Source organism: Polluticoccus soli (genome assembly GCF_029269745.1).
Taxonomy (GTDB): domain Bacteria; phylum Bacteroidota; class Bacteroidia; order Chitinophagales; family Chitinophagaceae; genus Polluticoccus; species Polluticoccus soli.
In genome coordinates this window covers 977,248-992,600 of sequence record NZ_JARJHT010000001.1, presented here as the reverse complement: position 1 = coordinate 992,600, position 15,353 = coordinate 977,248, and the positions used below count along the sequence as shown (strand labels likewise).

At 45.5% G+C, this 15,353-nt stretch carries 12 protein-coding genes; 10 read left to right on the top strand and 2 right to left on the bottom strand.

Annotated elements, in window-relative coordinates:
* Window positions 1-7: 7 nt before the first annotated feature.
* From P2W83_RS04495 to P2W83_RS04485, 3 genes are read left to right on the top strand one after another with little or no spacing between them, the layout of a single operon-like run.
* Complete coding sequence (locus P2W83_RS04495; protein ID WP_276132497.1) at window positions 8-529, top strand: GtrA family protein; 522 nt, start codon at window positions 8-10, stop codon at window positions 527-529.
* A gap of 33 nt (window positions 530-562) precedes the next feature.
* The gene (gene prfB, locus P2W83_RS04490; protein ID WP_276132496.1) at window positions 563-1,654 is read left to right on the top strand and encodes a peptide chain release factor 2; all 1,092 of its coding nucleotides are present in this window, start codon (window positions 563-565) and stop codon (window positions 1,652-1,654) included.
* A gap of 3 nt (window positions 1,655-1,657) precedes the next feature.
* Complete coding sequence (locus tag P2W83_RS04485; RefSeq protein ID WP_276132495.1) at window positions 1,658-3,427, top strand: ABC transporter ATP-binding protein; 1,770 nt, start codon at window positions 1,658-1,660, stop codon at window positions 3,425-3,427.
* Between the two features lie 18 nt (window positions 3,428-3,445).
* Here the strand turns inward: P2W83_RS04485 and dnaJ are convergent, their stop codons facing one another.
* Both dnaJ and P2W83_RS04475 read right to left on the bottom strand, forming a co-directional pair.
* Window positions 3,446-4,615, bottom strand: coding sequence for a molecular chaperone DnaJ (dnaJ, locus tag P2W83_RS04480; RefSeq protein ID WP_276132494.1), 1,170 nt, complete (start codon window positions 4,613-4,615; stop codon window positions 3,446-3,448).
* Between the two features lie 45 nt (window positions 4,616-4,660).
* Window positions 4,661-5,260 carry a nucleotide exchange factor GrpE gene (locus P2W83_RS04475; protein WP_276132493.1) on the bottom strand — a complete coding sequence of 200 codons (600 nt, stop codon included), beginning with the start codon at window positions 5,258-5,260 and terminating at the stop codon, window positions 4,661-4,663.
* A gap of 627 nt (window positions 5,261-5,887) precedes the next feature.
* Here P2W83_RS04475 and P2W83_RS04470 point away from each other — a divergent pair.
* The 7 genes from P2W83_RS04470 to P2W83_RS04440 all read left to right on the top strand — a co-directional run bounded on the left by P2W83_RS04470 (window position 5,888) and on the right by P2W83_RS04440 (window position 15,258).
* Complete coding sequence (locus P2W83_RS04470; RefSeq protein WP_276132492.1) at window positions 5,888-7,327, top strand: DUF2252 domain-containing protein; 1,440 nt, start codon at window positions 5,888-5,890, stop codon at window positions 7,325-7,327.
* Window positions 7,328-7,951: 624 nt separating this feature from the next.
* Window positions 7,952-9,196 carry a DcaP family trimeric outer membrane transporter gene (locus P2W83_RS04465; RefSeq protein ID WP_276132491.1) on the top strand — a complete coding sequence of 415 codons (1,245 nt, stop codon included), beginning with the start codon at window positions 7,952-7,954 and terminating at the stop codon, window positions 9,194-9,196.
* 19 nt (window positions 9,197-9,215) lie between these two features.
* The gene (glsA, locus tag P2W83_RS04460) at window positions 9,216-10,214 is read left to right on the top strand and encodes a glutaminase A (protein ID WP_276132490.1); all 999 of its coding nucleotides are present in this window, start codon (window positions 9,216-9,218) and stop codon (window positions 10,212-10,214) included.
* A gap of 45 nt (window positions 10,215-10,259) precedes the next feature.
* Window positions 10,260-11,375: an amidohydrolase family protein gene (locus tag P2W83_RS04455; RefSeq protein WP_276132489.1), complete on the top strand. Its 1,116-nt coding sequence runs from the start codon at window positions 10,260-10,262 to the stop codon at window positions 11,373-11,375.
* A gap of 40 nt (window positions 11,376-11,415) precedes the next feature.
* Window positions 11,416-12,696 (top strand): hypothetical protein, encoded by a 1,281-nt coding sequence (locus P2W83_RS04450; RefSeq protein WP_276132488.1) that lies wholly within the window; start codon window positions 11,416-11,418, stop codon window positions 12,694-12,696.
* 65 nt (window positions 12,697-12,761) lie between these two features.
* Window positions 12,762-13,250: a Pycsar system effector family protein gene (locus P2W83_RS04445; RefSeq protein ID WP_276132487.1), complete on the top strand. Its 489-nt coding sequence runs from the start codon at window positions 12,762-12,764 to the stop codon at window positions 13,248-13,250.
* Between the two features lie 829 nt (window positions 13,251-14,079).
* Window positions 14,080-15,258, top strand: coding sequence for a helix-turn-helix domain-containing protein (locus P2W83_RS04440; RefSeq protein WP_276132486.1), 1,179 nt, complete (start codon window positions 14,080-14,082; stop codon window positions 15,256-15,258).
* Window positions 15,259-15,353 lie beyond the last annotated feature (95 nt).

Below are 15,353 nucleotides of genomic sequence, written 5' to 3'. Positions count from 1 at the left end.
GCTCCTGATGCTAAGCTCAGCCAAAAATATCGTATTAGCGTTTATTGATTTTTTTCATGCGCCTTTTTCGCGCTGGATAAATCTGCAAACCTTCCGCTACCTGGCTTGCGGTGGTACTAATACAGTGTTGGGCATTTTCCTTTACTGGTTGTGCTATCACCACATTGTGGAAGAACAAGCGATATTAATTGGAGGCCTGACGATAACACCGCACATATCGGCGTTCCTGTTGTCATTCAGCATCAGTTTTCCCGCTGGTTTCATTTTGGCCAAGTATGTGGTATTCCCTGAGTCAAACCTCAAGGGCAGGATACAGCTCTTCCGCTATGCACTACTCGTAGGCATGTGTGTACTGCTCAACTATATCTTCCTGAAGATCTTCGTAGAGTGGTTTGGTTTATATCCTACGCTGGCATATGTCCTTACCAATGCTATCGTAGCTGTGTTCAGCTACATCTCGCAACGCAACTTTACCTTCAAAGTAAAAGAAGTAGACGTTGTTGCGCCCGACTATATTGAAATAGAGTAGCAGCGGGTCAAACTCCTTACCTTTGCCTCCGTTATGACGCAGGAGAACCTTAAAGAAATGCGTGACCGCGTGCAGCACCTGCACCGTTTCCTCCGTATAGAAGATCGTATAGCCAAGATGGAGAGCGATAAACAGCTCACCCTGTCGCCCGGTTTCTGGGATGATAATGCCCGTGCCACCGGTATTCTGAAAGAGATCAAGATCAATAAATTCTGGATAGACCTGTACGACCAGGTAAATAGTTCTGTAGAAGACTTCGCCGTGCTGTTCGACTTCTGGAAAGAAGGTGAGGCCACTGAGGACGAAGCTAAGGCTGGTTACGATAGCGCCCTGAAAGCGCTGGATGAGCTCGAATTCAAATCGACCCTGAATGAGCCTGAAGACGAAATGCCAGGTGTGATGGTGATCAACTCCGGCGCCGGCGGTACCGAAAGCCAGGACTGGGCCGAAATGCTGCTGCGCATGTACCGAATGTATGGCGAAAAGCAAGGCTGGAAAGTATCCGAGATCGATGTGCAATATGGAGATGGCGCGGGCATTAAGCAAGCGACCATGGAATTTGATGGCGAGTTTGCCTACGGTCTGCTGAAAGCAGAAAGCGGCGTACACCGCCTGGTTCGTATCTCACCCTTCGACTCAAACGCCCGCAGGCACACTTCTTTTGCCTCAGTGTTTGTGTACCCGCTGGTAGATGATTCGATAGAAGTAGAAGTGAGTCCCGCCGACCTGGAATGGGAATTTTACCGTTCGGGTGGTAAAGGTGGTCAGAACGTGAACAAGGTGGAGACAGCAGTACGACTGAAGCACATACCTACCGGTATTATAGTTGAATGTCAGCAGGCGCGTACACAAGGTGAGAACCGTGAGAAAGCTTTGACCATGCTGAAAAGCCGGTTGTATGAAGAAGAGCTGCGCAAGCGCGAAGAACTGAAGAACGCCGCCAACTCATCGAAGAAAAAGATAGAGTGGGGCTCGCAGATCAGGTCTTATGTGTTCCATCCGTATAAAATGATCAAAGACCACCGCACCGACTATGAAGTAGGTAACGTAGGCCCGGTGATGGATGGCGAGATAGACGATTTCATCAAGGCCTACCTGATGAGTGTAAAAGAAGAACAGGACTAAAGATTGACAGCAACTAACTCCATAAAGAAGATATTCGATACGCACTTGTTGCGAAGGATATTTGCTTTTGCAGCTCCGTATAAGAAAACCTTTTACCTGGGGATGTTCCTGTCTGTTATCGTGGCAGCGTTATCTCCCGTACGTCCTTATCTTATACAGCTTTCAGTAGACAAATATATCGGCAACCGGCTGCTGGAAGGGCTGATATGGATAAGCGTGATACAGCTGGGCGTATTGCTGGTTGAAACCATCATTCGATTCTGGTTCCTGTATAAGATCAACTGGCTGGGACAAACCGTGGTGAATGACATGCGCAAGTCGGTGTTTAAAAAGATCATCTTCCAGGATGTGTCGTTTTATGACCGTACTGCAATAGGCACACTTACCACGCGTACTATCAACGATATTGAAGCAGTAAATGATGTATTCTCCGAAGGTATCATTTCAATTGTTGCTGATGTGATGACGATTATCGCAATCATTATTGTAATGCTGATCACCGATTGGAAACTGACGCTGGTATGCCTGGCTGCATTTCCAATTTTGATCATCGCTACTTATTTCTTTAAAGAGAGTGTCAATAAGTCGTTTCAGCGTGTACGCAATGCAGTGGCACATCTCAATGCATTCGTGCAGGAGCATATCACCGGCATGTACATCGTGCAGGCATTTGCAGCTGAGAAAACAGAGATCGACAAGTTCAAAGAGATAAACAGAGAGCACCGCAACGCCAATATCAAAGCCATTTTCGCCTACTCAGTTTTCTTCCCGGTTGTCGAGATCATTCTTGCAATATCCATGGGATTACTGGTATGGTGGGGCGCAGCACGTTTGCTGGACTATGAAGTAACGCAGGGCGTGGTCATTGCCTTTGTTATGTATCTCAACTTGCTATTTCGCCCACTGCGTATGCTGGCCGATAAGTTCAATGTTCTGCAAATGGGTATGATAGCTGGTGAACGGGTGTTGGGCGTACTGGACAGCGAAGAATATCTGAAAGCCAACGGCAGTTATAAACCTGCAGAAGTGAAAGGTGCTGTGAAGTTTGAGAACGTGCACTTCAGCTACAAGAAGGGCATACCTGTTTTAAAAGGCGTTTCGTTTGATCTGCCTGCCGGTAAAACAATGGCTGTAGTTGGTCACACAGGCGCAGGTAAAACTTCTATCATCAGCATCCTCAACCGCCTCTACGAAATTGAAAGTGGCCGCATACTGATCGATGGTCGCGATCTGCAGGAATACGACATATACGCATTGCGAGAGAAGATAGGAATTGTGCTGCAGGATGTATTCCTGTTCTCAGGCACAGTATTCGATAACATTACCTTGCGTAACAAAGATATATCGCTTGAGAAGGTGCAGCGCGTAACGCGTATGCTTGGCATACATGATTTCATTATGCAGTTGCCAGGTGGTTATGATTTCGATGTAATGGAGCGGGGAAACACACTGTCTCAAGGGCAAAAGCAGCTGCTCTCATTTGCGCGTGCATTGCTATACGATCCTGCTATTCTTGTTTTGGATGAAGCAACCTCTTCGATAGACAGCGAAAGCGAACAGCTTATCCAGCACGCGATAGACACTTTGATAAAAGGCCGTACCTCTATCGTGATAGCCCACCGTCTTTCAACTATCCGCAAAGCCGATGAGATCATTGTAATGGATAAAGGACAGATCATTGAACGCGGCAATCACGGCGCGCTTATAGCAGCAAAAGGAGAATATTACAAGTTGTACACTGCTGTAGAAAAACAAAGGGAAAAAGCGTTGTAGCCTTTTCCCTTTGCGTATTTAGCTTCCGAATATTTTATCGAAGAAACTCTTGTCTTCTTTTGCATTCTTCGCATCAGCCGATGGTGTAAAGTTGGGTGAGTCGCGAAGCTTTTCCAGCATCTTCTTCTCGTCATCGGTCAGGTTTTGTGGCGACCAAACATTCACCTCTACCAGCTCATCACCTTTCTCATAGCTCTGGAATGCAGGAAAGCCTTTCCCTTTCAATCTGAAGATCTTGCCGCTCTGCGTACCAGCCGGTATCTTGATCTTGGCTCTGCCATCTATTGTTGGTACTTCTACAGAAGTGCCTAATACCGCTTCGGGGAATGATATGTGCAATTGGAAGATCACATCCATATCATTACGTTTCAGCTGCGGGTGTTTTTCCTCTTCAATTACGATAAGCAGATCGCCGGGAGGGCCGCCGCGTTCACCGGCGTTACCGCCACCGCCCATGCTCAGCTGCATGCCGTCTTGTACGCCTGCTGGTATATCCAGGCTCAGTGTTTCTTCGCCGTACACACGACCTTCACCTTTACAGTTACCACACTTGGCTGTTATCTGCGTGCCTTCGCCATTACAGGTCGGACAGGTAGTTACAGTCTGCATTTGTCCCAGGAAGGTGTTGGTCACACGACGTACTTGTCCTGAACCGCCGCAGGTGCCGCAGGTCTGTATAGAACTCTTGTCCTTTGCACCGCTACCGTGGCAAATGTTACAAGGGATATATTTCTTAACCTTGATCTTCTTGTTAGCGCCGTTAGCTATCTCAGCATAATCCAGCTTCAGCTTTACGCGCAGGTTAGCTCCGCGTGAACCCTGCCTGCGTCCGCCACCACCACCACCTGGGCGACCACCGCCGCCGAAGAAGCTGCCGAACATGTCGTCGCCGAAGATGTCGCCGAAGTTTTGGAAAATGTCTTCCATGCGCATGCCGCCACCAAAGCCGCCGCTTGCAGCACTACCCATTCCTGCATGACCGAAGCGATCGTATTGAGCACGCTTGTCGGCGTTGCTTAGTACATCGTAAGCTTCAGCTGCTTCCTTAAAATGCTCTTCTGCATCCTTATCGCCGGGGTTGCGGTCAGGATGGTACTTTAGGGCTATCTTACGGTAGGCCTTCTTTATCTCGTCTGCACTAGCCGTTTTGCTTACACCTAAGACCTCGTAATAATCTCTTTTTGCCATACCACTGTCCCAAAAAACGGGACTGCTTTTTTTATTGTGAATGATTTATTTGCCTACTACAACTTTAGCATGCCTGATCAACTTATCGTTCAGGTAGTATCCTTTTTCTACCTCGTCTATCACTTTCCCCTTCATGTCATCGCTCGGTACCGGTATTTCCGTGATCGCCTCATGCATGTCAGGGTTGAAAGCTTCATTTTTGCTTTCCATCGCTTTCAAGCCCCTATGTTGTAAAGTGCTGCGCAGTTTGTTGAAAACCAACATCACGCCTTCTTTGATCGCTTTAACATCATCTGTTGTCTCCAGTTGCTTTTCCGCGCGCTCCATGTCGTCGAGTACCACCAGCAGACTTTGAACGATGTCTTTACCGGCAGTTGAGATCAGTTCCAGCCTTTCCTTTGCATTGCGTTTGCGGAAGTTGTCGAACTCAGCTACCAGGCGTACATATTTGTCTTTAGCCTCGTCCAGGTCTTTTTGCATTTTTTTCAGCTCGCTCTCGTCACTCATCTCATCGTCCAGGTGCTGCATGCCGCTAACGCTGTCGTCAACATTTAGTTCGTTTGCAAGAGCATCTTCCATCGCCTCGTTGTTTTGTGACATATTGTCGGCAGTTCCGTTAGTTCGATTATCCTTTTTATCGCTCATGGTCTTCTTGTTTTTGAAAAACATCCGCAAAAATACGGTCAATTACTTTGCCATTCCTGTGTTTTGGGACAAATTGTCGCATATAAACGGCGACATGTATTGTTTTTGTGGTTATGTATAGCGAAATGGACATAAAATCGAAACCAGGTTCATTTGCGGAATATCTTATGATAGTTGAAAATTTCACATATTTTCTCGCGTCAAAAGGAGGGATGATTCAATTTACCTTTTGAAAATGGCTGTAACTCGATTTGTTCTGTACCCAATCAAAAAGCCTTCGGTCCCGGAGTCCTGCTCTATACCCAGAACTGGGTATTAAATTCGGTTTGTAACCCTGCCGTTTCAAATAATAAGCGGCTTTAGTGTCAATATGTTGGCGAGGTTGTCGCAATACATCAAAACTCAGAGATTGTTGGCAATTGAAAATCCTGATTGTAGGCAAGCAAACGATGAACAGCTGTGTTTAGCCCGTTGTAACGATGTTAAATTTACAATAAGCTTCCCGCCCGTCTTTATAGAGAGAAATACCTATACCAAAACCTGTAACCAATAGTATATGGAGAGAACAGTTAAATTCCGGCTATTCATGACCGGAGTCCTATGTCCAGATCTTGAAAACTCTAGTTTATGACAAACGACAGTAATGGAAGGGGAATGGGGGAAGAACATCTCTTCACTCCAGGCATCACTAGGGACCAGGCAATCAACTTCGGTAAAGCATTGAGAAATAAGACAGACCGGCTGAGTCATGCACGGTGGTCAGCACCTAAAGATCGGTTAGATCCGGTGGATGTGCTGACTGCTGCAAATGAGGGTTTGTTATCTTATCTCTTGCCGCTACGTTATGGTCGAATGCTTCGATCTCCGCTCGATTTCTTTCGTGGTGCTGCAGCTATTATGGCGGCAGATCTTGCAACCACGCCCGACACTGGTTTGCATGTGCAAAGCTGTGGAGATTGCCACCTGCTGAACTTTGGCATCTACCGTACGCAAGAAAGGAAGACAGTATTTGATCTTGTAGATTTTGACGAAACATTGCCCGCGCCCTGGGAATGGGATATTAAAAGACTGGCAACCAGTTTTGTGATCGCCTCCCTGCAAAACAAGATGAACAGGCAGACGGCAAAAATTATTGCCCGTGAGTGTATTTCATCGTACCGGGTGCACATGGCCGCGTTTGCCGAAATGGATCCGTTGCAGATATGGTACTCATGCTTTTCGGTAAAGAAGATACTGCAGATGACCAAAGATCATGAGATCAGGAATCGTGTAGCCCGTAGAGTGAGGAAGGCGATAACCAAGAGCCTGATAGGCGAAGATTTTCACAGACTTACAGAAATGAAAGGAGATAAGATCCAGCTTAGAAATGACACAACGCTCATGCAGCACGACTATCGTAAACTAATAGAAGCTGTATGTGAGAGTTATGTGGATACGTTGACCTATGAAGAACGCATACTTTTTGATCAATTCAAGTTTCGCGATATAGCTGCCAAAATTGGTGGTCTCGGTAGTATTGGTACGATCAATGGTATATCACTGCGCATGTCTGCAAATGATGATCCGCTGTTTCTCCAGGTGCGGGAAGCAAGGCCATCGGTGCTGGAGCCGTATGCAGGTAAAAGTCGATATACCAATAACGGGCAAAGAGTTGTGGCTGGACAGAAGCTTATGCAGGCAGCGGGCGATGTGTTCCTTGGTTGGACAGAGATAGCTAACGGCCGCCATTTTTATATCAGGCAGATGCGGGATATCAGAGTAGAGCCAAACGTTGAAACTTTCAACGCACGACTTATGACGAGATATGCAAGCTTGTGCGGTGGTGCATTGGCAAGGGCACATGCGCGGAATTTCAAGTCGGCGATAATTAGTGGCTACCTGGGCAGCTGTTGCAAGTTCGAAGATTCAGTTTCGCAATTTGCTGTTGAATATGCCGCGCAAAACCAAAAAGACTTTGAAGTGCTACAGGCAGCTGTTAAAAACGGTAGAGTAGCAGCCCATGCGAATTCGGCATCCACTCGGGTACAAAAGGCAGAGACCGTTCCGGTTGCTACAGTGAATCAGTAGGATAGAAACTAATAGGCATGCGCAATTTTATGGTTTTGTGCATTGGACTGTAACGATAACAAAACTGTTTGCAAGCAGAAACATTAACTATTGGCAAGGAACCGACCATTGATGATTCACATCGCATACTGACGAATGTAACTTTACTCTCCGGCCCAAAAGTATCTGTGAAAATAAGTAAATAGAAAAGATGCTCCCGGATACCGGATCACCCAACAAGGGATAAATATGCAACCGCACCTACATCACCATCGTACCCTTTCAACTTTTATTTCCCCAAGGAAACAGCCGGGCTTTTGCACCTCAGGACACCTCAGCAGGTGCAGGAACCGTGTTAAGAATATATACTTCAGACAGCCCTTTCATTCCTATCACCATGACATTCAACCTTATCACTATGATTTTTTCTATGACCCCTGCCACCATGACCATCTCTACCACCTTGACGACTACTATCACCATGAAAACTCTTTAGCACAAAACAGTATTCGCAGTCTGGATGAAGGTGGTCATGATTTATTAACCCTTTATATACCAAGCTCTACTACCGACTACTCCCATTTGATCGTCAACTACGAATCTCAACGTTGTTGACGATTTTTTACCACTACTTAATCTGGATCTATGAAAACACTAATCTTCTCAATGTTACTCTCCGGGTTGTTTATCAGCCCGGTGCTCGCCCAGGACGATGATGACGATAAGCCACGAAAAGAAATGGAGATCTACGGCTTCGTTATGACCGATGCTGGCTACAACTTTAACCAGATCCATCCTGACTGGTTTGATGTCGTTAGGCCAACAAAGCTTCCGGCTTTTGACGATGAATTTGGAAGCGATGGCAATGTGTATTTCTCAGTTCGTCAAACCCGGTTTGGTGTAAAAAACTGGTTCTGCACCAAATATGGGGAACTAAAAACGACCTTTGAATTTGAAATGTTCGGTACCGGTGTAGATGCGGGCCAAACCACTATTCGCTTGCGTCATGCTTATGGCGAACTGGGCAAGTTTGGTGCCGGTCAGTATTGGAGTCCGTTCATGGACATCGACGTGTTCCCGAATACCGTTGAGTATTGGGGGCCTCCCGGTATGGCATTCTTTCGAAACGTTCAGATCCGGTACATGCCGATACAAGGAGATAGCCGTTTAACGATAGCACTTGAAAGACCGGGCGCTAGTGCCGATCAGGGCCGTTATGCCGACCGTATCGAACTAACCGGCGTGGTACCGCGGTTCCCGCTTCCAGATCTGTCGGCCGAATACCGGTTTGGTGGAAAGAAATGGGGCTATGTTGAGCTTGCAGGTATTGTTCGCCGCATAGAATGGGAAGACCACTTAGTTGATCCATTTGATCTTTCGGGTGACGCATGGGGTTGGGGATTAAACCTGAGTACAAATATCAAGTTTGGTGATAACACAACATTCCGCGGCAGTTTTGTTTACGGGGAAGGTATACAGAACTACATGAATGACGCACCAGCGGACATCGGTATTAAAAACAACCTTATCGATAGCGCAGGGTTCCGCGTCTTCGATCCGGTGAGGCCGATCATTGGTGTAGCTCTGCCAGTGCTAGGTGTCGTAGCTTTTGTTGATCACAACTGGAGCAAAAAATTCTCATCCTCTCTGGGTTATTCTCTAATAGAGATCACTCCTTCGGACGGCCAGGCAGATGATGCTTTTCAGCAGGGGCAATATATTGTTGGTAACATCATGTACTATCCAACCCAGAACGCGATGACATGTCTTGAATACCAATGGGGTGCCCGCGAAAATAATCGCGATGGTTTCGGTAGCGTGATCAACAAGATCCAGCTAACATTCAAATACAATTTCTCACGCAGTTTCTACGAAAAAAGACACAAATAAACCGGTAAACTAAATAATCATGAAAACACTCCGATTAATTCCAGCTATCGCCTTAGCAGGACTATTGTTCTCCTATACTGCGATTGCGCAAAACTACCAGGCAGCTATCGATAATGCTTATTCGAAGTATAAAGACCTGAAAGAGGGAGCTAATGCTGACTACATAAAAGAGCTGGCAAACGTTGATCCTGATATATACGGTATAGCTATTGTTACGACAGACGGAAAGGTATACTCCAAGGGTGATCTTAGTTCACGCGTGTCCATTCAATCTATATCCAAAGTATTTACGCTGGCAAAGATCCTGGAAGAACAAGGTCCGCAGGCGATAATGGATAAGATTGGTGTTGACGCTACTGGTTTGAGGTTTAACTCTATCGTAGCGATCGAACTGCAAAAAGGTAAAGAGATCAACCCATTGGTAAACCCGGGTGCTATTGCTGCCGTTAGCTTGATAAATGGTGCAGACTCAGCCGCCAAATGGAGAAACATACAACAGGTGCATAATGAATTTGCAGGCAGTACTTTGTTAGTGAATGGTCCCGTGTATGTAAGCGAAGCTGGTGATAACCTGCGTAACCAGGCGATCGCTCACCTATTGCTGGCCTACGGTCGTATGTATTTTGATCCTGTACAAGCTACAGACGTGTACACTAAGCAATGCGCACTTAATGTAAACGCGAAAGACCTGGCAGTAATGGCCGCGACACTAGCTAATGGTGGCACCAACCCTGTTACCAAAAAGAAAGTAGTTAGTCCTGAAACTGCAGCGTATACAATGTCGGTTATGGAAACTGCAGGTCTGTATGACAATGCAGGCCAGTGGTTATTTAAAACAGGCGTGCCTGCCAAGAGTGGTGTAGGCGGCGGTATCATTGCTGCTGTGCCGGGGAAATTTGGTATAGCTGTGATTTCTCCACCCCTCGATGCAGCTGGTAATAGTGTAAAAGCACAGCGTACCATCGAAGCGATAATTGCTGAGCTGAAAGCTAACCCTAACCTGGTGATGCCGAAATAACAACCGGTGTCCCCCTGTCAAACTTAAGACTTAAAAACACGCACTATGAATGTGCTTGCCAAATACATATGTTGTACGATAGTTACTCTCGTGATCATCGGTCCCAGTTACGCGCCTGCGCAAAACAAAACCTCAGATGATGGCGTTCTGTTTAACGATAGCCATTTTCATCTTACCAACTATATCCAGGAAGGGATTACCGCAGAAAGGCTCCTCGAACTAATGGGCTCAAAGGTAGAACGTTCGACCCTCTTCGGTATTCCCTTGCAACAACAATGGTCGTATCAGAATTCAGGTATGTTTAGCCCATCTTACTACCTGGAATCAGATGCGCCATTGTACTATTACTCCTTCACTGATGCATACATTGCGATGCAGTATAGGAGCCTTTCCAGGGAGCAGCAGGCACGGTTCGACCCGATGATCACGGGATTTAACCCAGCGGATATGTATGCCGCGAGACATATTGAACGCGTATTGAGGACCTTTCCCGGAGTATTTACAGGGATAGGTGAATTTACCATTCACAAAGAATTTGTTTCACCCAAAGTGTCGGGTGAAGTAGCTAGCCTTACTAATCCAGCGCTTGATAGTATTCTTGAGTTTGCAGGCAGGGTCGGAATGGTCGTTGTCATACATAACGACATAGACATGCCTATGTCCAAAGAGAAAACCGCCCCGGTTTATCTCAACCAAATGAAGAGTTTGTTGAAACGGCATAGAAACACAAGTATTATATGGGCGCACATGGGACTGGGTCGTATTGTGCACCCGGTTGGCTATGGTTCCGCATCACGAAGCGAAGCTCACCCAACCCAGATCAGCATCGTGGAAGAGATGCTCAGCGATCCCGAATTGTCACACGTGTGCTTCGATATATCGTGGGATGAAGTAGCCAAGTATATTGTAAGAACACCTGAGACTGTAGCGGCTACTGCAAAGTTGGTTAATAAATATCCTGACCGGTTTTTGTTTGGCACCGATGTAGTAGCGCCACCTAACCAGGAATTTTACCTCGCCGTACATAAGATGTATACACCGCTCTGGAATGCACTCGATCCGCAAACAAGCGAGAAGGTGCGGAAGGGCAATTACAAAAGGATATTCGACGAAGGACGCAGAAAAGTGCGTGCTTGGGAGAAAGCGAATATCAGGAACTAGTAACTAAGAGAATTATTTCTGAACCCCGTAAGCTATCGCCATGCGCAGCCGTATCTTTTTTATTTTACTTGTTACCCTTGCAATAATCGGGAGACTATCGGCTCAGTCGCTTGATCCGGACATAATGGATAGTCTTGCAAAACATGTGCCTGGCAGTGGATTTCCCGTGATCAACTCTAAAATAGGTACTCTTATAATCAGTCCTTATGTTTCACTTCGCTATCTCAACCAGATGGCCACTGATGATAGTTACGTGGATGATTTTAACAGAGTAAAATCAGTAGATCCACGCAACGATTTTCAGATGCACAAGATCATCGTATATTTTAGGGGCTGGTTATTTGACCCTAAGCTGCGTTGGGTTTTGAATGCATGGTGTTCGAATGCGAACATGGGCCAGACCGCCCAGGCCTTTTTTATAGGAAGCCTTCAATATGACTTTAAAAAATGGCTCGGCTTCGGAGGCGGTACGCAGGGAATACCAGGAGCACGGTCGCTTTTGTATAGCTGGCCTAACTGGCTGCGCATGGATTGCAGGCCGATGGCGGAAGAATTTTTCAGGCCTTCGTATACTTTTGGCATTTGGATTCAAGGTGAGCTGGCGCCGGGCCTTAACTACAAATCAATGCTGGCAAATAACCTGAGCGAACTCGGTATTGACGCAGGGCAGTTGGATAGCGGCTTCGACACATGGGGGTCAAGTCTTTGGTGGACCACTAATGATTTTGGCAAGCTGGGCCCTTATGGAGATTTTGAACACCATTGCAAACCAGCAACGATCCTGACTGTTGGTTTTACCAGGAGTAATGAAACCAAGCAATCGCAGCCAGGGGTGGACGATCCTGAAAATACGCAGATCAGGCTATCAGACGGCACAGGCATTTTTGCATTAGATGCTTTTGTAGACAGCTCCCAGGTGACGGCCGCCAAATACGAGATGCTTTCGGCAAGCGGTGGGATAAAATATCGCGGATTCTCATTAGACGGCGAGTTTTTTACCCGGTGGATAAGCCAGATCGAGTATGTAGGTAATACACCCCCTTCCAGCCTTTTTGATAATGGCTTTTCCGTGCAGGCCTCAGCTATGATAATAAAAAAGACACTCCAGCTGTATGGTGCGGGATCTTATGTAAATGGCCAGTATGGTTACCCCTACGAGATCATAGGTGGCGTCAATTGGTATGTTTTAAAGAACAGGATACTTCGTTTCAATGGAGAAGTGATATTTCCTCATAACTCACCGGTCGGTTACCTGGCTTACCCGACAGCTGTTGGTTCGAATGGACATATATTCATGCTGAATCTGGAGGTGAATTTTTAACTCAATCGGTACTGAGCAATTGAACAATGGATAATAAACAAAAGAACGAAAAGCTCCAGTTTATTATGCAGCGTTACGATGCTTATTACTCATCAATAGGCTTGCGGGGAAATGTTTATCTCACCGTAAACATCGGTATTTTGGCCGGTCTGGTGACCGGATACTTTTCGTCAGACAAAGCGGTGCGGACCGAAGCGGAAATGTCGATACTGGTGATCTTCGTTTTACTCTGTAACCTTTCGGCCATATTGAACACCTTGGTTGCGTTAAAACCATTTGTAAACGATAAATCGATCAAGTCCGGCTATTCCTCGGTTTTTTGGGGAGCACTCGGCGGCAAGCACAGCAATAAAAAATATGAAGAGCTCTGGCAAGAGATGGACGACGATAAATGGCATGAAGACCTGAAAACCCAGGCGACATTGTTGACTTACGGCCTGGAACGAAAATTCAAGGCGCTCACGAGAGCCACCCAGCTCATCGGCATACAGGTGATCTGCGTGATCATTTTTGCTCTCAATATTTTGATCCGGATGTCTGGAATTCTAAAATGACAATTTTAGGGCCAACAATGAAAAGTTTGAAGAAAAATGAAAAATGCTGTAAAAAGGGCTTTTAGAATCTGAACACAATTATTATATTGTGCGTAGGAAAGGCTGGTTGGAGATTTTTTGCAGGACAATTCAGTAACTATTGGCAAGAAAACAGGGTTTTATTGATGCGTTTTGTGTTATCGTATTGTAATTTTATAGTGCCTTGCCTGGAGAGAGATCGGAAAGGTGCCGCGACAAACAGGTGCCATATTTGCTAACATAATAGCATATAAGGAGGATTTATGAACCCCAAGAACCACACTGGCCAAATTAAGATAAATTTGGTCCTGATAGAGGTACCCGTAATAGGGTACATTTGTCGCCTCACTACCAGATTGAGCGATCACTTCCGATATACCAATACCCGAATATTTCTTTTCTCGTTTGCACTGCCGGCTCCGGTAGTGATATATAGTCGACAGCGAAAGGCACTTAAGCGAATTGCCGGCAGGGATTAATGCCTGCCGAGACAACCAACCTCCCGACGTTATAAATAAAACTTATAGTTTTTTGATATTTTTAAAAAGTTGATTATTATAGAGTAAAAAATTAGGATTTTTAGAAAAGTTGACTATTTTTGATTTAGACATTAAAAATTCCTTAAAATCACCAACGAAAAATTTTCTGCTATGAAACCAGATGAATCAAAAAATGGACCTTAGGTTTTGCCTCTGCAAACGGCCGATCTTACGCCTCATCACCATCGGCTGATCACCACAGCTTCATCCAAAGCTGGTACTTACTGTGTTAATAGCTTCGCCTGAGTTATTACCTTAAAAAACCATTTTTTATGAAGATGACTATCGCACTACCCCAGGCACTATTGGATAAATCTGAATTATCCGATAAAACGTCAAAAAACGTCACCGTTGTAACCTTCGTTACCGCCTCTACCCTCTTGGTTTGTTGTCTGATGCTGAACATCGGCATCAATAATGCCTTTCTTCATTACAAATGGGACCTGATATTGTTGAGGAATCTTTGTGTGCTGTTGTACATGTCTTGCGCCTACTTGTATATTAAGTCTGTAGTTCTTCGCCGCTCACTCAAAACCGAAGATCTGGGTCATGTTTTTCCTTCATTATTGTATTTAATCAACTTTATTCCGCTGTTCTTTCCCCAGTATGAAAATGGTGGTACAGCCGGCAGGCTTTCATCAAACGCATCATTGCTTCCTAACACGGCGTTTGTAGGTTTTTATTACCATGCTATTGGCGTGTATCTGCTGCTGCAGGTGAATACCATGATCGTCTGGGCTCGTAAGCAGCAATATTTTACAAAACAGATCAGCCATCCTTTGGTTAAATGGTTCCTGCTGTGCATAGGTATAGAAATGTACTTTCTGTTCTTTTCGTTATTTGATCTGTATAAGGCACAAAAATTTGAAGAGTATGTAGTTTTATTTGCCATCGTTGCCAGCAGCATATTCATTGTTGCAGGGTTTGTTATCTCACAGATGAGGAGCGGTGCAATGCTGCAAGCCGCATCTTCAGAAGATTTCAAGACAGACGTGGAGTTTAAACCTGCAGACGAAAATATTGACATACAAGTAGAAGATGTTAAAAATGCTAACATGGACCTACCTGTAAACCCTAATCTTTCGTCCAACCATCATGATTACAACTTCTCGCAGATCGAACAAAAAGTCAACACTATCCTGGTAGAAAAACAATTGTTCCTGAATCATAGCTATACTATCAGGATGCTGTCAGACGATACTGGTGTACAGTCGTATATCCTGTCTGCATTCATCAACCGCAGGTATGGCATGAACTATAACGATTTCATCAACGAATACAGGATCAAATTCTGTATTGAAAAAATAAAGAATGAGGAATGGAGGTATAAAACGCTGGAAGCACTCTCGAAAGAGTCCGGCTTCAATAACAGGAATTCTTTTACGCTGGCGTTTAAGAAAGTAATGGGCGTTACTCCTTCTGATTTTTTGAAACAGATAAAAGTAGATTGATACCTGGCTGGCCTCATAGTTTTAGGCGAAGCGCTATAGTGGCACTGAACCCCCGGAACTAGTACCGGTGGTTCAGGCCGGGTGTCTACGCGGTA

Bases quoted from the DNA above. Each gene is read 5' to 3' on its own strand.
- P2W83_RS04495 (WP_276132497.1), top strand. From the start codon at position 8: ATGCTAAGCTCAGCCAAAAATATCGTATTAGCGTTTATTGATTTTTTT.
- prfB (WP_276132496.1), top strand. From the start codon at position 563: ATGACGCAGGAGAACCTTAAAGAAATGCGTGACCGCGTGCAGCACCTG.
- dnaJ (WP_276132494.1), bottom strand. From the start codon at position 4,615: ATGGCAAAAAGAGATTATTACGAGGTCTTAGGTGTAAGCAAAACGGCT.
- P2W83_RS04475 (WP_276132493.1), bottom strand. From the start codon at position 5,260: ATGAGCGATAAAAAGGATAATCGAACTAACGGAACTGCCGACAATATG.
- P2W83_RS04470 (WP_276132492.1), top strand. From the start codon at position 5,888: ATGACAAACGACAGTAATGGAAGGGGAATGGGGGAAGAACATCTCTTC.
- P2W83_RS04465 (WP_276132491.1), top strand. From the start codon at position 7,952: ATGAAAACACTAATCTTCTCAATGTTACTCTCCGGGTTGTTTATCAGC.
- glsA (WP_276132490.1), top strand. From the start codon at position 9,216: ATGAAAACACTCCGATTAATTCCAGCTATCGCCTTAGCAGGACTATTG.
- P2W83_RS04455 (WP_276132489.1), top strand. From the start codon at position 10,260: ATGAATGTGCTTGCCAAATACATATGTTGTACGATAGTTACTCTCGTG.
- P2W83_RS04450 (WP_276132488.1), top strand. From the start codon at position 11,416: ATGCGCAGCCGTATCTTTTTTATTTTACTTGTTACCCTTGCAATAATC.
- P2W83_RS04445 (WP_276132487.1), top strand. From the start codon at position 12,762: ATGCAGCGTTACGATGCTTATTACTCATCAATAGGCTTGCGGGGAAAT.
- P2W83_RS04440 (WP_276132486.1), top strand. From the start codon at position 14,080: ATGAAGATGACTATCGCACTACCCCAGGCACTATTGGATAAATCTGAA.